The organism is Paraburkholderia sp. Ac-20342, assembly GCF_017104985.1.
Lineage (GTDB): Bacteria > Pseudomonadota > Gammaproteobacteria > Burkholderiales > Burkholderiaceae > Paraburkholderia.
This window is the reverse complement of the sequence record NZ_JAAGPQ010000018.1, coordinates 93,511-110,859: the sequence shown is the minus strand read 5'-3', so window position 1 is coordinate 110,859 and position 17,349 is coordinate 93,511. Positions and strand designations below refer to the sequence as shown.

Below are 17,349 nucleotides of genomic sequence, written 5' to 3'. Positions count from 1 at the left end.
GTGCTGTTCGGCGCGGGCGGCACGTTTTGCGCGGGCGCGGACCTGAGCGCGCTTGGCGACGACACGCGCCGCAACGAACTGCGCGCCGACGGCAGCGGCCCCGGTCCGATGGGACCGACGCGCATGCACTTCAGCAAGCCGGTGATCGCGGCGATAGCGGGCCATGCGGTGGCGGGCGGGTTGGAGCTTGCGGCCATGTGCGATCTGCGGGTGGTCGAGGACGATGCGGTGCTGGGCGTGTTCTGCCGGCGCGTCGGGATTCCGCTGATCGACGGCGGCACGATCCGCCTGCCGCGGCTGATCGGCTTGTCGCGCGCGCTCGATCTGATCCTGACCGGCCGCGCGGTCGATGCCCGCGAAGCGCTCGCGATCGGTCTTGCCAACCGCGTGGTGCCGCACGGCACGGCCCGCGCGGCGGCCGAGCAACTGGCCGCCGAGCTTGCCGCGTTGCCGCAGGCCGCCCTGCTGGCCGACCGCCGCTCGGCATTGGAAAACAGTGCGCTCGACGATCTCGCCGAGGCGCTGCGGCGCGAAGGCGCGGGCGGATATCAGGCGGTGTTCGCCGAAGGTGTCGCGGGCGCGGCGCGCTTTGTCTCGGGGGCGGGGCGTCATGGGGAAACGTTCGGTCACGGTCAATGAGGCGATAGAGTAAGGCGATAATGAGGCGAACTCGCCGCTGCACGGCAACAACCGGACAACCGCAACCTGGCAACCACAGCCTGTTTTACGGCACATTCCGCACAAAACAACAGCCGTCCCGGCTGCGAGCACGCCTGTTTTGACTTAGGTAGAATCCCCTACTGTTTTACCCGACCCGGCGCCGGCGTTCTCGCCCCGACAACGTCCGCCGTCCGGCGCGTATCCGGCGCGCCGCTTCACGCCTCGTATCCCGTCATCATGCCCTTGCCCCTGCTTGCCCTCGCCGTTGCCGCCTTTGGGATCGGTACCACCGAGTTCGTCATCATGGGGCTGTTGCCCGACGTCGCGCGCGATCTGTCCGTCTCGATCCCGGCCGCGGGCATGCTCGTGTCGGCATATGCGCTCGGCGTCACGATCGGCGCGCCGATCGTCGCGATCGCCGTCGCCAACATGCCGCGCAAGAAAGCACTGATGAGCCTGATCGGCGTGTTCATCGTCGGCAATCTGCTGTGCGCGGTCGCGCCGGGCTACGCGGTGCTGATGGCCGCGCGCATCGTCACCGCGTTCTGTCATGGCGCGTTCTTCGGCATCGGCTCGGTGGTCGCGGCGGGGCTCGTCGCACCGAATCGCCGCGCGCAGGCCATCGCCCTGATGTTCACCGGCCTCACGCTCGCCAACGTGCTTGGCGTGCCGCTCGGCACCGCGCTTGGCCAGGCGGTCGGCTGGCGCGCGACGTTCTGGGCCGTGACCGGCATCGGCGTGCTGGCGGCGGCCGCGCTCGCGGTATGCCTGCCCGCGAAGATCGAGATGCAGAGGGCGAGCCTCGTGCGCGAATTCAGCGTGTTGAAGAACCCGCAGGTGCTGATGGTGCTCGGCATCAGCGTGCTCGCCTCGGCCAGCCTGTTTTCCACCTTCACCTACATCACGCCGATTCTCGAAGACGTGACCGGCTTCACGCCGCACGCGGTCACGCTCGTGCTGCTGCTGTTCGGCCTCGGCCTGACGGTCGGCAGCACGCTCGGCGGCAAGCTCGCCGACTGGCGACTGCTGCCCTCGCTGATCGCGTTCCTGCTCGCGATCGTCGTGATCCTGTGCGTGTTCGCGGGCACGATGCACGCGCGCATTCCGGCGATGCTGACGGTCTTCGTGTGGGGCGTGCTCGCGTTCGCGATCGTGCCGCCGCTGCAGATGCTGATCGTCGACCGCGCGAGCCATGCGCCGAACCTCGCCTCGACGCTGAACCAGGGCGCCTTCAATCTCGGCAACGCGACTGGCGCCTGGCTCGGCGGCATGGCGATCGGTGCGGGCGCACCGCTCACGACGCTGCCGTGGGTCGGCGTCGCGACCTCGTTCGGTGCGCTGCTGCTCACGCTGTGGTCGGTGTCGATCGAGCGGCGCATGGCGATGGCGGGCTGACGGCGAGCGGCGTGCGCCTCAGCGCAGCGCCGGCAGAATCTCGCCCGCGCACACGCCAAACCCGACGCGATACCCCTCGCCCTGGCACCATCCGGCCAGCGTCAGCTCGTCGCCATCCTCGATGAACGTGCGCGTGCCGCCCTCCTTCAGTTCGAGCGGCCTCTTGCCGTTCCACGTCAGTTCGAGCAGGCTGCCGTAGGAATCCTCGGTCGGTCCGCTGATCGTGCCCGAGCCCATCAGATCGCCGACGCGCGTATTGCAGCCCGACACCGTGTGATGCGCGAGCTGTTGCGCCATCGTCCAGTACATGTGCCTGAAGTTGGTCCGCGAGATCGTGTTTGCCTCGCGCGCGTGCTGCGCGCGCAAGGTGACTTCGAGATGGATATCGAACGCATGCTGGCCGTCGTGCCGCAGATAGTCGAGCGGCTGCGGTTCCTGCTGCGGCTGCGCGACGCGGAACGGTTCGAGCGCGTCGAGCGTGACGATCCACGGCGAGATCGTCGTCGCGAAGGTCTTCGAGTTGAACGGGCCGAGCGGCACGTATTCCCATTGCTGGATGTCGCGCGCGCTCCAGTCGTTCAACAGCACCATGCCGAAGATATGCGCCTCGGCATCCTCGCAGGCGATCGGCTCGCCCAACGCATTACCGCCGCCGACGATAAAACCCATCTCCAGCTCGATATCGAGCTTGCGGCATGCGCCGAACACCGGCCGCTCCTGCTCGGGCAGCTTCAGCTGACCGTTCGGACGCCGCACCGGCGTGCCGCTCACGACCACCGACGACGCCCGTCCGTTGTAGCCGATCGGCATTTCCGACCAGTTCGGCAGCAGCGCATTCTTCGGATCGCGAAACATCGAACCGACGTTGGTCGCGTGCTCCTTCGAGGAATAGAAATCGGTGTAGCCCGGAATCCGCACCGGCAGATGGAGGCGCGCCTCGGCCTGGCTCACGAGCGCCTTCGCGCGCAACGCGGCATCGTCGCGCAGGGTGGCGCACTCGCGCGCGAGCAACTGGCTCAGCTGGATGCGCACGCTACGCCACGCATCGCGGCCAAGCGCGATGAAGTCGTTGAGCGCATCGCGCGCGAACACGCCCTGCGCGGGTACGTTCAGCAGGCTCGCCGCCTGCAACGCGGCGAGATCGACGATCGTGTCGCCGATCGCGACGCCCACGCGCGGCACGTCGTTGCCACGGTCGCTGAAAATGCCGAACGGCAGGTTCTGGATCGGGAAGTCGCTGGCCGGATCGTTGGCCGACTCGACCCAGCTTTTGCGCGACGGATCGAGCGTCGCCTGAAAATCGTTTACCGCGTTCATCGTTGCTCCGGATTGAAGTGTTTCTTGAGGCCTTGCCAGCACTCGTAGTAATGCGCCTGCAATTGCGCGGTTTCGAGCGCGAAACGGGTCGGCCGGATCAGCGTGCGCGTCTCGAACATGAAGGCCATCGTGTCGCCAACCTTCTTCGGCACCGACGTATCGATCTGCGATGCCTTCTCGAACGTATCCGCGTCGGGGCCGTGGCCCGTCATGCAGTTGTGCAGGCTCGCGCCACCCGGCACGAAGCCCTCGGCCTTCGCGTCGTAGACGCCATGCACGAGGCCCATGAACTCGCTCGCGACATTGCGATGGAACCACGGCGGGCGGAACGTATCTTCGGCGGCGAGCCAGCGCGGCGGGAAGATCACGAAGTCGACCGTATCGACGCCGGGGGTATCGCTTTGCGATTGCAGCACGAGGAAGATCGACGGGTCCGGATGGTCGTAGCTGATCGAGCCGATCGTGTTGAAGCGGCGCAGGTCGTATTTGTACGGCGCGTAGTTGCCGTGCCACGCGACCACGTCGAGCGGCGAATGATCGATGTCCGCGCGCCACAGATGGCCGTTCATCTTCGCGACCAGTTCGAACGCGCCTTCGCGGTCTTCGTATGCGGCATGCGGCGTGAGGAAGTCGCGCGGATTGGCGAGCCCGTTCGAGCCGATCGGCCCGAGTTCCGGCAGGCGCAGCAGCGCACCGAAGTTCTCGCAGATATAGCCGCGCGCGCTGCCGTCCGGCAGGCTCACCGCGAAACGCACGCCGCGCGGAATCACCGCGATCTCGAACGGCTCGATATCGAGCCGGCCCAATTCGGTCGCGATATGCAGGCGCCCTTGTTGCGGCACGATCAGCAATTCGCCGTCGGCGCTATAGAAGAAGCGCTCCTGCATCGAGCGGTTCGCCGCGTACAGGTGAATCGCGCAGCCGCTCATCGCTTCGGCCGCGCCGTTGCCGGCCATCGTCACCCAACCGTCGATGAAATCGGTCGGCTCGGCAGGCATCGGCAGCGGATCCCAGCGCAACTGGTTCGGCGGCGTCGGCGGCATCGCCGCGAAATTGGCGACGAGCCGCTCCGAGGGCATCAAGGTGAACGGCTGGTGCATGGCCGCCGGGCGAATCCGGTACAGCCAGGAGCGGCGGTTGTGGCCGCGCGGCGCCGTGAACGCGGTGCCCGACAGCTGTTCGGCGTACAGCCCGTAGGCCGCGCGCTGCGGCGAATTGCGCCCGCTCGGCAGCGCGCCCGGCAAGGCCTCGGTCGCGAACTCGTTCGCAAAACCCGACTGATAGCCCGGCTCGATTTCCGGCCGCAGGCGTCCGGCGGCCGGCGTGCGCGATGAGGTGTCCATACGAGGTTCTCCGTTAATACGCGATCTTTCCAGTCAGGCGGTCAAGCGATCAGGCCGGCATTCGCTGCGGATGCGCGGCCGTGTTGCCGTGTCGCACCCGCTTGTTTCCGCATTCAGCCCGCTTGTTTCCGCATCCATTTTCGTACTGCGCGGCCGGCATGGCGGGCCGGACCTGCTACGCCGCGCGGCCGACAGCCCGGCTCGACCCGGCTCGGTGTCAACGTTCCCGACCGTCGCAGCCGCCCTTTAATTTACGAATAGTAAAACGAATTATGAATAGTGAAAATAACGTATACCCTGGAGGCCGATCGGGCAATCTGTCCCCGAACTGGCGCCAGAGCCGCTTCCCGCGCGCCGTGCCGCCCGGCGAAGCCCGCGCGGACAGGCGTCCGGCCAATATCGTTATGAGCATTTTGTTCATGTGCGCGCGGCGCGGACTGCTACCATCGAACCATGCGCCCATTGCGTCGCGTTTTGTGTCGCGCTTCGCATCGCCACGCGGCGGGCGCGGCATCCATCGTTGCCCTTGATCCCATTTCATGATTCCGCCGACCATCCCCGATCTCGTCGCCCGCGCCGCCCACCATCCGTTTCTCGGCAAGTATCTGGCGATGGGGGACGGCGCGCACGACGGCATCGCGCTCGCACGCTGCGACGGCCTCGAACTCGCGAGCGCCTACGAGCCGATCTTCGACATCAGCGTGCATGCGCTCGCGCAGTCGCTGTCATGCGGAGCGGAAGGCGTCGACCGCTTCGGCGACGAACTCGGCTTTCAGGCCGTCACGCACCGGCTCGACACGCCGCCGTCCGACGTCTTCGATCCCTTCGACCGGATCGCCGACGATCAGCAACTGGTCGCGCTCGATCGCATGTCGCGCGCGCTGCATGCGATCAATTTCTTTGGCGCCCAACGGCATGGGCTGCTGTTTCTGCGCGTGCACGAGCGGCTGCTCAAGAGCGTGAAATACGATCACGGCCAGCATTTTTCGAACGTGCTGACGTCGTTCGGATTGAGTCCGGCGCGCATCGTGATCGAGTTGCCGGCGGCCGCGGTCGCACACAAGACCTTCCTCGGCTACCTGACGCGCAGCTATCAGCATTACGGTTTCAAGGTGGCGGGCAATCTGTCGAACGCGGGGCAGATTCTGTCGGTGTCGGAAACGGCGCGGCTCGACTTCATCAAGATGGATGCGGGCGTCGCGTTGCGCGATGCGACGGTCAAGCCGCTGGTCGGCTATGCGAACCGCCTGCATGTGCCGCTGATTTTCAATCGTGTGGTGGATGAAGCGCAGTTCGTCGCGTTGCAGCAGTACGACGTGCGCTTCGTGCAGGGGCCGTTGTTCAACGCGCATTATCACGACCGGGCGGCGTGAGTTTTTCCGGCGCGTTCATGCGGCGCGGGTTCGCGCCGCTGCGCTATTGACCTATTGCCTCATTGGTCCAACGGTCCATAGGCCCATCGCCTCGTCAGCCCTTTTTCAGCCCGGCTCGCCTAGTCGCCGCGCAAGCGCCTTCAGGCGCGGCGCGACGTTCTCGCGAAACACCTCCTCCCCCATCGACGAAGCCGGCCCGCTGCAACTGAGCACGAGCCAGCGCCCCTCGCGCGGCTCGCGAAACGGCACCGCGACCGCGTTGACGTCGTCGTGCCACGCGCGAAACGAATAGCAGCAGCGCTCGGCCGCGAACGCGGCGATTTCCTTTTCGGCCTCGGCAACCCGCAGCGCACCGGCCTTGCCCGCCGCCTTCCTCAGTTCGGCGATCAGCGCCCTGCGTGCGTCGGGCGGCTGCACGGCGAGATAGGCGCGGCCCATCGAGCTCGTCAGCATCGACAGCTTCGAGCCCGAGGCAAGCCCGAGCGTCAGCGCGGTCTCGCTGCGGATCGTCTCGAGATAGATCATGTCGAGCCCGTCGCGGCAACCGAGCGACACCGCCGCGCCGACCTCGCGCGCGAACGCGCGCATATGCGGGCGCGCGAGTTCGAGCGTATCGGTGCTCGCCAGCAGCGCAAAACCGAGTGACAGCACGCCGGCGTCGAGCGCATATTTGCCGTGCGTTTCGTCGAGCCGCAAATAGCCGAGCACGGTCAGCGTGTACGCAAGGCGATTGACGGTCGCCTTCGGCAACCCCGTGCGTTCGACGAAATCGCGGTTGCCGAGCATCGTCTCGCCAGGCCGGAACGCGCGCAGCAGGTCGAGCCCGCGCGCCAGCGCCACGACGAATTTGCGCTCGTCGAGCGGTGCGGAGAAAGTGGAAGGCAGCGTCATAGGGTGATACACTCGGGCGTCGTTTGCAAAACATTGTTTCGCAAGGCGGAACTTGAGTCAAGCTCGTTCCGGGCGAAAAATCAGGAGATACGTCATGGCCGTCGCCGCGCAGTTTCACTGGGAAGACCCGTTGCTGCTGGATCAGCAGCTCACCGAAGACGAACGCATGGTGCGCGATGCCGCCGCGGCGTACTCGCAGGACAAGCTGCTGCCGCGCGTGCTCGAAGCGTTCCGCCACGAGAAGACCGATGTCGAGATCTTTCGCGAAATGGGCGAACTCGGTCTGCTCGGCCCGACGATCCCCGAGCAATACGGCGGCCCCGGCCTGAACTACGTCGCGTACGGCCTGATCGCGCGCGAAGTGGAGCGCGTCGATTCCGGCTACCGCTCGATGATGTCGGTGCAATCGTCGCTCGTAATGGTGCCGATCTACGAATTCGGCTCGGACGCGCAGAAGGAAAAATATCTGCCGAAGCTCGCGCGCGGCGAGTGGATCGGCTGCTTCGGGCTGACCGAGCCGAATCACGGCTCCGATCCGGGCAGCATGGTCACGCGCGCGAAGAAGGTCGACGGCGGCTATTCGCTGTCGGGCTCGAAGATGTGGATCACCAATTCGCCGATCGCCGACGTGTTCGTCGTATGGGCGAAGCTCGAGGAAAACGGCAAGGACAGCATCCGCGGCTTCATTCTCGAGAAGGGCTGGAAAGGTCTGTCGGCACCGGCGATCCACGGCAAGGTAGGCTTGCGCGCCTCGATCACCGGCGAAATCGTGCTCGACGAAGTGTTCGTGCCGGAAGAGAACATCATGCCCGGTGTGAGCGGCCTGCGTGGCCCGTTCACGTGCCTGAATTCGGCGCGCTACGGCATCGCCTGGGGAGCGCTCGGCGCGGCTGAAGCGTGCTGGCACACCGCGCGTCAATACGTGCTCGATCGCAAGCAGTTCGGCCGGCCGCTCGCCGCGAACCAGCTGATCCAGAAAAAGCTCGCCGACATGCAGACCGAAATCACGCTCGGCCTGCAAGGCGTGCTGCGCCTTGGCCGCATGAAGGACGAAGGCACGGCGGCCGTCGAAATCACCTCGATCATGAAGCGCAATTCGTGCGGCAAGGCGCTCGATATCGCCCGCCTCGCCCGCGACATGCTTGGCGGCAATGGCATCTCGGACGAGTTCGGCATCGCGCGCCACCTCGTGAACCTCGAAGTCGTGAACACCTATGAAGGCACGCACGATGTGCACGCGCTGATTCTCGGCCGCGCGCAAACGGGTATTCAGGCGTTTTTCTGATTTTCGCTGCCCGGTCGATGTACCGGGCGTGTCCCGGGTGTGTTGTGTTGACTCGCGCGGTGGGTGGCGATCCACGATCCATCGCCCAAAACAGAAAGCCGGTTCTTACGAACCGGCTTTCTGTTTTTGTGCGGCCTCAAGCGCGTGCTACTCAAGACATAGCGAAGCGCGCGTCGAGCCCGCCTCACTATGCTTCAGCCCACCGCTTACCGGTCCGGCTGCGGCGTCATGCGCAGATACGGACGCAACGCCTTGTAGCCCTTCGGGAATTTCTGCTTGATGACTTCCTCGTCCTTCAGCGACGGGACGATCACGACGTCATCGCCCTGCTTCCAGTTGCCCGGCGTCGCCACCGAGTGACTGTCGGTCAGTTGCAGCGAGTCGATCACGCGCAGCACTTCGTCGAAATTGCGGCCGGTGCTCGCCGGGTACGTGATGATGAGACGCACCTTCTTTTTCGGATCGATCACGAAGAGCGAGCGGACCGTGAGCGTTTCGTTCGCGTTCGGGTGGATCATGTCGTACAGCTCGGCAACCTTGCGATCGCCGTCCGCGAGAATCGGAAAGCCGACGCTCGCCGCCTGCGTCTCGTTGATGTCCTTGATCCACTCCTTGTGCGACTCCGCGCTGTCGACCGACAACGCGATCGTCTTCACATCGCGCTTTTCGAACTCGCTCGCGAGCTTCGCGGTCAGGCCCAGTTCGGTCGTGCAGACCGGCGTGAAATCGGCCGGGTGCGAAAACAGCACGCCCCAGCTATTGCCGAGCCATTCATGAAACCGGATCCGGCCGACACTCGACTCCTGCTCGAAATCGGGCGCGATGTCGCCAAGACGTAGACTCATAGTGCATCTCCTCATAGGTTTTCGGAAAGTATCCGGACGTGTTGCACGCAAGCCGTTGCCCGCGGCGCCCCGCAACGTTAAAGCATACGGCAGCGACGGTATATGACGAACCAACATCGCGTCACTACTTTATGCATTTTTGTAATTTTCTCCTATTTCAGGGAAACTTTGCGGGACAGATCAACTCCATCTGATGCCGATCTGGAGCAGACTGCCCTCAAACGAGTGTCATTGTGCTTTGCGGTATCGGGAACGGTTCATGCGTCGGCCTGGAACAACCGGGCACTGCGCTCGCCAGCGGCCGTTTCTTTGGTTACGATTCACGCGTGGCGTGAGACAAAGGGGAGCTGTCAATGTCGGAAGTCAACAAGGAGAGATTGATGTCGGATATCAAAACCGTCCTCGCGGACGCTGAGGACCTGCTGAAGCAGGCTGCGAGCGCCACTGGCGAGCGCGCTTCGGAACTGCGCGAAACCGCGCTGTCGCGCCTGAAGCAGGCCAAGGAAAAGGCGGCCGACGTACAGGTCGTCGTGGTCGAAAAAGGCAAGAAAGCCGCGCGCGCCACCGACGACTACGTGCACGAGCATCCGTGGGCGTCCATCGGCATCGCAGCCGGTGTCGGCGTGCTGGTCGGCTTGCTGATCAATCGCAAGTAAGCCCGGTGCGGCCGCCGGAGCAGGCACGTCCGGCGCACCGGCAAACCGGGCGGACCGGCGCAAGCCTCGCCGGTCCGCTTGTTCTGGCGCGCGTGCGCGCCAGCGAGGCCCTCACCAGCAACGCCCACAGCCATGACGACCGAAACCCAATCGCAGCGCGCAGAGCATAGTCCGTTGCGCCGCATTCTCAGTTCCGTGTTTACCATTCTGCAGACGCGGCTCGAACTGGTGGGCATCGAACTCGCCGAGGAAAAAGACCGTCTGCTAGGCGTGCTGTTTCTCGGCCTTGCCGCGATGATGCTCGCCACGATGGCACTGATCGCCCTGACCGCGCTGATCGCCATCGCCTTCTGGGACACCTACCGCCTGCAGGCGCTCGGCGGCATCACCGCGGTTTACGCGATTGCCGGCCTCGTATGCGCGCTGAAAGCACGCAGCGGTTTGCGCAACGCGCCCATGGTGTTCGAAGCCACCCTCGCAGAGTTCGAAAAAGACCGCGACGCGTTTCGCAAGCCGTGACGTCGTTCGCCTGACGCCGATCGCCCTCTCCCTCACTGCCGCCGTCACGCCCCGACACGCCATGAACCAGCCCCGTCCCGATACCGCATTCCGTCACCCGCGCCATCCGTCGAAGGACTTGAGCGCGCCGCATCTGCGCGCGCTGCGCAAGGAACTGCTGCTCGTGCGCGCAGACGTGGAGCGCGTCGAACTCGCGCAGGCCACCATCGAATTGCGCCAGGCGGTCACGCACTTCAGTTGGCTCAAGTTCATCGTTCCGGGCTTCGGCGGCGCGCGCATGGGCCGTGGATCGAAGGGGAGCGTGCTCAACGCGGGCACCCTCGGCGCGCTTCTGAAGCAGTACCCGTTCGTCAGCTCGATCATCTCGATGCTGCTCGCCAAGCCGCTGCGCGCGACCGTCATGGCAAGCGCCAAACCCGCGCTCAAATGGGGCGGCGTGGCGCTCGCCGCGTGGGAAGCGTTTCGCATCTGGCAGCAGATGAAGAACGATTCGTCGGCGAAGGCGGCGGCCCAGACGGCTACGGCAGCGACGGGAGAGTCTGCTGCGGAGAAGGCCGATTCGGCCGAAAGCGGGTATTGATACGGTGTAATGCGGATGCGTTGCAATGCGAATACGTTGTAGTGCGTTGCGATGCGTTGAACGCGAGTTTTTCCGCGTGTGTTTGCGCTAGTTCGCGTTCGTGCGGCTGCATGGCGAGTATCGAGCAAAGCGCGCTTTGCGTCGCACCGCATATCCGCCTCACGCCAGGCTACGACGTATTCCAGCACTCGCTATTGGCCGGCGTCGAACCGCCCGCCTCGTTTCTGTTGCCGCGCTGCCCCGTCGCATCGAGCGTGAACGTGCCGCAGGGATCGTCACGCATCGGCCCGGCATCCACCGGTGCCGCTTCGATCGCATAGCCGCCGTTCGTGTCGTCCCCAGGCAATACGTGCAGGCGATAGATCGCCGTGCCGGATTGCGGCGCCTGATCGAATCCCGCGGGCAATGTCGGCACGCTGTCGCTCGCCGCGCCCTCGACGAATTGCGCCGCGCGATACAACGCGGACGCCGCATCGACCCGATGCGTTCGCGCAATATGGCTGCGGTACGAAGGAATCGCAAACACGGCGAGCGTCGCGGTTATCGCCAGCGCGATCATCAGTTCGAGCAGCGTGAATGCCGATGCAGTCGATTTCGTCATGCACCTCCCATCAGAATGGCCTCGCGGCAACACGCCGCCAATGACGCTCGATAGCGCCGTCCTCGACCACCAGTTCCAGTTGCAGCCAGACCTGCGATTCACTCGTGTGGCCGAAGCCACGCGCGCTCAGCAGATACGCGGTGGCATTCGCCCGGCTGGCAAGACGCCAGGCCTCGACGAGACACTGCGGCGCCTGCGCCTCCGGCCATTGCGCGACAGGCGTCACAGCGCCGGCTTCGAACGCGGTTGCAAGCTTCCATTGGACCGGCTCGCCCGCCGCGAGCGGCGGCGGTATGTTCGCATCGACACCCATTGCAAGGACGTTGCGCTCACACAAAGTCAACGCCGAATCCGCCGCATGAAAAGCCTGCAAATAATCGCGTACATTGGTCGCCGCACGCGCCGACGCGAGCGATGTTTCGAACCAGATTGCGGACGTGGCCAGCATCATCGCGGCAATCAGCAGCACGATCGGCAAGACGACGCCGCGTTGGCGAACGCACGATGCATGGGCGAGCCAACCGGACGGACCATTGAATTTGCCTGGGTATCCCAACTTCATGCACTGCATGCGGCACTGGCGGTGCCAGCCAGGGCCATCACTCGACCACGTCGATTTCTCGTGGACCATCACGATGCAGCCCCCGCCTCCACGCGATTGCGTAGCGCAACGCGACGCGAAAACGCCTGTCGCGGCCGCAAATCGGCGCCGAGCGTGCTCACGCCGTCGCAATCGACATAGCGCGCACGCTGCCCTTGCGGCGCACCACGCACGAGCACGCAAAGATCCACCGCGACGACGTTGCCCCATTGATCCGCCGGCACCGCCGACGCATTGATCGCATCCAGCGCGCCGGCCAGCCAGTAGCGCAACCGCACGCGCTCGACGCCTTCCACCAGCGGCTGCGCGGTGCCCGCATTGCCATTGCCCTCGCAGTAAAGCTCCGGCTCGCCGGTCGAGCCACTGACGTTGGCAAAGTAGCGATTGACGACCGGCACACCCTGAGTGCCGAGCGCCGCATCGCTGCTCTTTACCGCTTGCCCCACGCAATCGGTTATCTCTCCGCTCGAAGACGGCCACGTGGACACGGCATCGCCAACGTAACGGATCGCAACGCCGTCCGAACCCGTGCTCAATGTCGTGCAGCCGGGACTGTTGTCGGCACCCGTCGGACGACCTCCCGAGCAGCCGAACAATGCAGGCGGCGCCGCGTAGCCGACGACGTCCGCGGGAACGAAACCGGCTATCTGCAATTGCTGGCCAATCAGCATCAGCGTGGTCAAACCGGCTTCGCGAATCCGCATCGCATTGCTCGCGCGCTCGAACGCATTGCGCTGCGTCGTGTAGAGCGAAACGGCGCCCGCAGTCACGATCAATCCGAGTGCCATCGCAATCACGAACTCGATAAGCGTGTGACCACGAGCTACAAGTCGCCGCCTCATTTCACGAACGCCAATGCAACGCAGGAAGTGCCTGCGGGAACCGCCACGCCACCGCAAGACTCCGGTTTGTCGATCACGTCGACGTCACCCGCGCCGGGCATGTCGTGCACGGCGCCCCAGGTCACGCGCGCCGCCGCAACTGCACCATTCTCTGCCAGCGACGCTTCGCCATGCGGCAAGACAACGCCTGCACGGGCGCTCCATTGGTTTAGCGCGGCATCGCTTGCCGGGGGCACCGCCAACGCTTCGACGACCGAATCGGCGATCCATGCAGCGTTTTCTCGCATCGTCATCGCGCGGGCTTCGCGCGCGATCCACAGCTGACCCGCGATCAAACCCAATGCGCTCACCGCGATCAATGCGACCGCCAGCATCACTTCGATTAGCGAACTACCTGCGCAAGCCGGCACAAATCGACGCAAACGGGTATTCGGCGCGCTTCGCATCATGACGTCGCTCCACACGCGCCTTCGGAAATCCGCGCGCGACCGCCCGACGCAATGCGGATGCAGCGTCGCCACATAGTCCCCTGCATCGCTTTGGATGGACTTCGCGGCGCAATATCGAAGTTTCGGAATGCGCCGATCAGTTGGCCGGCGGGTGGCGTGAACGTCAGGTCCGTTTGCACGCCCGTGATGCTCACTGCCGCAAGCGACGGTTGCGCTCGCAGCAGCGAGAGCTTGCCGCCACGCTCGGCGAGCACGGCCCAGCCGCAGGCCCAGTCGGCAATCGCGTCGCCGCATGGTTGCCCGGCGGCAAGGCAGGCGCGCGCCGCATTGGTCCTGCAGACGGTCACGCGCGTACCGCGGCGCAACGCCTCGCTGCGTGCATAGGCGAAGGTCGACAGCAAAGCCCGGGCGCGGGCGTCGACCTGATCGCGCACATGCCACGCAACGAACGCTGGCGTCGCCATCACCGCGATGACGGCCAGCAGCGCTATCACGGCCAGCGTTTCGACGAGTGTGAAACCGGCGCGCGACGGCCGGCAAATCGCATTGCATTTCATCTGCATCCCTGAGCGTTTCGAACGGATGCAGCCAATCTAGCGATTTGCCGAGCGCCCAGCAATCGGCCGAATGGCCAGGTGGTATTCGGACGCTATGGCAGACAACAATACCCGCGACGAACCATCATCGAGCGAGGTAGCGATGCGTGAAAAGACGCGCGAAAAGCGCGAAACAATGAATGCGAATACCGGTGCGAATGCCCGCGAACAACGCGCGGCACGCCTGCGCTCAGCGCTTGCGGGAAGGCTTGGGAGGAGAAGAGGCGCGGCGGAATTCCTCGATCACGTCCTCGAATTCGGAGACGTCTTCGAAGCGCCGGTACACCGAAGCAAAACGGACATAGGCGATCGTGTCGAGCGCACGCAACTCGTTCATCACGAGTTCGCCGAGACGCTCGCTGCGCACCTCGCGCTCGCCGCTGCCGAGCAGTTGATACTCGATGCGGGCGACCGCCGCGTCGATCGCGTCCGCCGCAACCGGGCGCTTGCGCAGCGCCAGTTGCATGCTCGCGACGATCTTGCGGCGATCGAACTCCGTGCGGCTGCCATCCTTCTTGACGACCGACGGCAACGCCAGCTCGACTCGCTCATACGTCGTAAAACGCTTGTCGCAGGCCGGGCAGCGGCGGCGCCGGCGAATCGTCGCGCCGTCTTCGGATACGCGCGAGTCGACGACCTGCGTATCGGCGTGGCGGCAGAAGGGGCAATGCATGGCGGCTTAGCGGTAGACCGGGAAACGCTGGGTCAACTCGGCGACCTGCCCGCGCACGCGCTCGATCGTCGCGGCGTCTTCCGGGTTGTCCAGCACGTCGGCGATCAGGTTGCCGACCTGCTCGGCTTCCTTCACGCCGAAGCCGCGCGTGGTCATCGCCGGCGAACCGAGGCGCACGCCCGAGGTCACGAACGGCTTTTCCGGATCGTTCGGGATCGCGTTCTTGTTGACCGTGATATGCGCGGCACCGAGCGCCGCTTCCGCCGCCTTGCCGGTGATCTTCTTCGCGCGCAGGTCGACCAGCATCACGTGGCTTTCGGTGCGACCCGAGACGATACGCAGACCGCGCCTGACCAGCGTTTCAGCGAGCACGCGCGCGTTCTCGACGACCTGCTGCTGATACGCCTTGAACTCCGGCGACAGCGCTTCCTTGAACGCGACGGCCTTGGCGGCGATCACGTGCATGAGCGGACCGCCCTGGATGCCCGGGAAGATGGCCGAGTTGATCTGCTTCTCGAACTCGGCCTTCATCAGGATCACGCCGCCGCGCGGGCCGCGCAGGCTCTTGTGCGTGGTGGTCGTGACGAAGTCGGCGTGCGGCACCGGGTTCGGGTAGACGCCCGCAGCGATCAGGCCTGCGTAGTGCGCCATGTCGACCATCAGGTACGCGCCGACCGACTTCGCGATCTTCGCGAGGCGCTCGAAGTCGATGCGCAGCGCGAACGCGGACGCGCCCGCCACGATGATCTTCGGCTTGTGTTCCTGCGCGAGCTTTTCGGCCGCGTCGTAGTCGATGTCTTCGGCTTCGTTCAGGCCGTAGCTGACCACGTTGAACCACTTGCCCGACATGTTGACGGGCGAGCCGTGCGTGAGGTGGCCACCATGCGCGAGGCTCATGCCCATGATCGTGTCGCCCGGCTTGAGCATGGCGAAGAACACGCCCTGGTTGGCCTGCGAACCGGAGTTCGGCTGCACGTTGGCGGCTTCGGCGCCGAACAGCTGCTTCACGCGGTCGATCGCCAGTTGCTCCACCACGTCCACATATTCGCAGCCGCCGTAGTAGCGCTTGCCCGGATACCCTTCGGCGTACTTGTTCGTGAGTTGCGAGCCCTGTGCGGCCATGACCGCGGGCGAGGTGTAGTTTTCCGACGCGATCAGTTCGATGTGTTCTTCCTGGCGGCGGTTTTCCTGCTCGATGACCTTCCAGAGTTCAGGATCGACGTTGGCGATGGTGCTTTGGGCTCTGTCAAACATACGGATTCCGTTGAGTGTGTTCAGGTTGACCGGATCGTGCGCCGAATCTTGCGTAGAGGGTACGCAGCGCTGCTGGCGGCCATGCCAGCCCAGACGTGGCGAGGGGGGAGTCGCCGCACACGCGAGGCAGGCCAACCACCGTCAGCGCAAATCGATGCGCGCGGATCACGGCTGCCCAGGCGAACGGCAAAACGGCACCCTGCGCTTCACGGTGGGTTGTTCCACCTTGAACCCGATTGGTTGAATCGGCTGAGTCGGCTGACTCGGTTCTATCGCCAGTCACGCAGGGTCGAGCGCGTTAGTGTATTGGAAGAGGCCCGAATAGGCAACCGGCTTTCCGGCGCTCCAGCGCCCGCCGGCGGGGCTTTCGGGCGCCCCGCGCCGCGTCTCGCGCACAGGTCTGACGAAAGCCGGGCAGCCGCGCCGAATATCCGCCAAACGCCGTCGCCACGGCCGCCGATGCGGCTCGTTCATCCTTGCCGCAGCGCCGCATTGCAAGTAGGCTTGGGGCCTTTGTCTCTTATCGACCAGGGAATTGCAATGATCGTGTTCGTTACCGGTGCGTCGGCAGGCTTCGGCGCCGCCATCGCTCGTGCCTTCGTCAAGGGCGGCCATCGCGTCGTCGCTACCGCTCGCCGCAAAGACCGTCTGCAGGCACTCGCCGCCGAACTCGGCGACGCGCTGCTGCCATATGAACTCGACGTGCGCGACCGCGCCGCCGTCGAAGCCGTGCCCGCCTCGCTGCCGGCCGAATTCGCCGCGCTCGACGTGCTCGTCAACAACGCCGGCCTCGCGCTCGGCACCGAGCCCGCGCACAAGGCCAGCCTCGACGAATGGAACACCATGATCGAGACCAACTGCACGGGCCTCGTGCAGGTTACGCATGCGCTCCTGCCCGGCATGGTCGAGCGCAATCGCGGCCATATCTTCAATCTGGGCTCGATCGCGGGCCGCTGGCCGTACGCGGGCGGCAACGTCTACGGCGCGACCAAGGCGTTCGTGCGCCAGTTCAGCCTGAACCTGCGCGCCGATCTCGCCGGCACCGCGCTGCGCGTGACCGACATCGAACCGGGCCTGTGCGGCGGCACCGAATTCTCGAACGTGCGCTATCGCGGCGACGACGACAAGGCCGCCAAGGTCTACGAAAACGTCCAGCCGCTGACCGCCGAGGACATCGCCGATTCGATCTACTGGATCGCCACGCGCCCCGCCCACGTCAACATCAATACGATCGAGCTGATGCCGGTCGCGCAGTCGTTCGGCGGACTGACCGTGCATCGCGGCTGACCGCGCCGCGAGGGTCGGCCCGGCGAGCGGTGGGCAAACCGCGCCCGGTGGTCCCGTCGGGTTCCTGGGTGGTCCCTGAGTGGCCCCTCGGCTACCCTTGGCTCGCCCTCGCTCGGGCGTGCGCCAAACCCGGCCGCACGCGCGGCCGGAGCACGCCGGACAAAACGCACATTTTGAAACAG

General features: G+C 65.2%; 19 protein-coding genes and 1 riboswitch. Of the genes, 8 read left to right on the top strand and 11 right to left on the bottom strand.

The window, feature by feature from the left end; all coding sequences use genetic code 11:
• The coding region (locus G3N58_RS10330) for a crotonase/enoyl-CoA hydratase family protein (RefSeq protein WP_205999096.1) at positions 1-639 on the top strand (639 nt) is incomplete at its 5' end.
• Between the two features lie 258 nt (positions 640-897).
• Entirely contained in the window at positions 898-2,055 is a 1,158-nt protein-coding gene (locus G3N58_RS10325; protein ID WP_205999095.1) for an MFS transporter, read from the top strand.
• Positions 2,056-2,073: 18 nt separating this feature from the next.
• On the opposite strand, the gene fahA is transcribed toward G3N58_RS10325, so the two are convergent.
• Positions 2,074-3,372 carry a fumarylacetoacetase gene (gene fahA, locus G3N58_RS10320; RefSeq protein ID WP_205999094.1) on the bottom strand — a complete coding sequence of 433 codons (1,299 nt, stop codon included), beginning with the start codon at positions 3,370-3,372 and terminating at the stop codon, positions 2,074-2,076.
• The gene (hmgA, locus tag G3N58_RS10315) at positions 3,369-4,715 is read right to left on the bottom strand and encodes a homogentisate 1,2-dioxygenase (RefSeq protein ID WP_167036169.1); all 1,347 of its coding nucleotides are present in this window, start codon (positions 4,713-4,715) and stop codon (positions 3,369-3,371) included. Before hmgA ends, fahA begins: the two co-directional genes overlap by 4 nt.
• A gap of 539 nt (positions 4,716-5,254) precedes the next feature.
• On the opposite strand from hmgA, the gene G3N58_RS10310 reads away from it, so the two are divergent.
• Positions 5,255-6,088, top strand: a complete 834-nt coding sequence (locus tag G3N58_RS10310; RefSeq protein ID WP_205989674.1) for an EAL domain-containing protein — start codon at positions 5,255-5,257, stop codon at positions 6,086-6,088.
• Positions 6,089-6,193: 105 nt separating this feature from the next.
• Here the strand turns inward: G3N58_RS10310 and G3N58_RS10305 are convergent, their stop codons facing one another.
• Positions 6,194-6,979, bottom strand: coding sequence for an IclR family transcriptional regulator (locus G3N58_RS10305; RefSeq protein ID WP_167036163.1), 786 nt, complete (start codon positions 6,977-6,979; stop codon positions 6,194-6,196).
• Between the two features lie 94 nt (positions 6,980-7,073).
• Between G3N58_RS10305 and G3N58_RS10300 the strand changes: the two genes are divergently transcribed.
• Positions 7,074-8,264 (top strand): acyl-CoA dehydrogenase, encoded by a 1,191-nt coding sequence (locus tag G3N58_RS10300; RefSeq protein ID WP_205999093.1) that lies wholly within the window; start codon positions 7,074-7,076, stop codon positions 8,262-8,264.
• Positions 8,265-8,470: 206 nt separating this feature from the next.
• On the opposite strand, the gene G3N58_RS10295 is transcribed toward G3N58_RS10300, so the two are convergent.
• Positions 8,471-9,109, bottom strand: coding sequence for a peroxiredoxin (locus G3N58_RS10295; RefSeq protein ID WP_167036157.1), 639 nt, complete (start codon positions 9,107-9,109; stop codon positions 8,471-8,473).
• Positions 9,110-9,462: 353 nt separating this feature from the next.
• Between G3N58_RS10295 and G3N58_RS10290 the strand changes: the two genes are divergently transcribed.
• From G3N58_RS10290 to G3N58_RS10280, 3 genes are all read left to right on the top strand, one after another.
• Positions 9,463-9,765: a DUF883 family protein gene (locus G3N58_RS10290; RefSeq protein WP_007584918.1), complete on the top strand. Its 303-nt coding sequence runs from the start codon at positions 9,463-9,465 to the stop codon at positions 9,763-9,765.
• A 132-nt stretch (positions 9,766-9,897) separates the two neighbouring features.
• On the top strand, positions 9,898-10,284 hold the full coding sequence (locus tag G3N58_RS10285; protein WP_167036154.1) for a phage holin family protein: 387 nt from the start codon (positions 9,898-9,900) through the stop codon (positions 10,282-10,284).
• Positions 10,285-10,345: 61 nt separating this feature from the next.
• On the top strand, positions 10,346-10,864 hold the full coding sequence (locus tag G3N58_RS10280) for a DUF3318 domain-containing protein (RefSeq protein ID WP_167036151.1): 519 nt from the start codon (positions 10,346-10,348) through the stop codon (positions 10,862-10,864).
• 169 nt (positions 10,865-11,033) lie between these two features.
• Here the strand turns inward: G3N58_RS10280 and G3N58_RS10275 are convergent, their stop codons facing one another.
• The 7 genes from G3N58_RS10275 to glyA form a co-directional block, all read right to left on the bottom strand.
• On the bottom strand, positions 11,034-11,465 hold the full coding sequence (locus G3N58_RS10275; RefSeq protein ID WP_205999092.1) for a type IV pilin protein: 432 nt from the start codon (positions 11,463-11,465) through the stop codon (positions 11,034-11,036).
• A 10-nt stretch (positions 11,466-11,475) separates the two neighbouring features.
• Positions 11,476-11,916: a hypothetical protein gene (locus G3N58_RS10270; protein WP_167036912.1), complete on the bottom strand. Its 441-nt coding sequence runs from the start codon at positions 11,914-11,916 to the stop codon at positions 11,476-11,478.
• Positions 11,917-12,095: 179 nt separating this feature from the next.
• Positions 12,096-12,908, bottom strand: coding sequence for a PilW family protein (locus G3N58_RS10265; RefSeq protein ID WP_167036145.1), 813 nt, complete (start codon positions 12,906-12,908; stop codon positions 12,096-12,098).
• The gene (locus tag G3N58_RS10260; RefSeq protein WP_167036142.1) at positions 12,905-13,357 is read right to left on the bottom strand and encodes a hypothetical protein; all 453 of its coding nucleotides are present in this window, start codon (positions 13,355-13,357) and stop codon (positions 12,905-12,907) included. Before G3N58_RS10260 ends, G3N58_RS10265 begins: the two co-directional genes overlap by 4 nt.
• Entirely contained in the window at positions 13,354-13,920 is a 567-nt protein-coding gene (locus G3N58_RS10255; RefSeq protein WP_167036139.1) for a GspH/FimT family pseudopilin, read from the bottom strand. The genes G3N58_RS10260 and G3N58_RS10255 overlap by 4 nt, the downstream gene beginning before the upstream one ends.
• 223 nt (positions 13,921-14,143) lie before the next feature.
• Positions 14,144-14,626, bottom strand: a complete 483-nt coding sequence (gene nrdR / locus G3N58_RS10250; protein WP_027799387.1) for a transcriptional regulator NrdR — start codon at positions 14,624-14,626, stop codon at positions 14,144-14,146.
• A 6-nt stretch (positions 14,627-14,632) separates the two neighbouring features.
• Positions 14,633-15,880 (bottom strand): serine hydroxymethyltransferase, encoded by a 1,248-nt coding sequence (glyA, locus tag G3N58_RS10245; protein WP_205999091.1) that lies wholly within the window; start codon positions 15,878-15,880, stop codon positions 14,633-14,635.
• 166 nt (positions 15,881-16,046) lie between these two features.
• A riboswitch (ZMP/ZTP riboswitch) is annotated at positions 16,047-16,173 on the bottom strand.
• Positions 16,174-16,420: 247 nt separating this feature from the next.
• Here glyA and ydfG point away from each other — a divergent pair.
• Positions 16,421-17,167: a bifunctional NADP-dependent 3-hydroxy acid dehydrogenase/3-hydroxypropionate dehydrogenase YdfG gene (ydfG, locus tag G3N58_RS10240; RefSeq protein ID WP_205999090.1), complete on the top strand. Its 747-nt coding sequence runs from the start codon at positions 16,421-16,423 to the stop codon at positions 17,165-17,167.
• Positions 17,168-17,349: the final 182 nt, after the last annotated feature.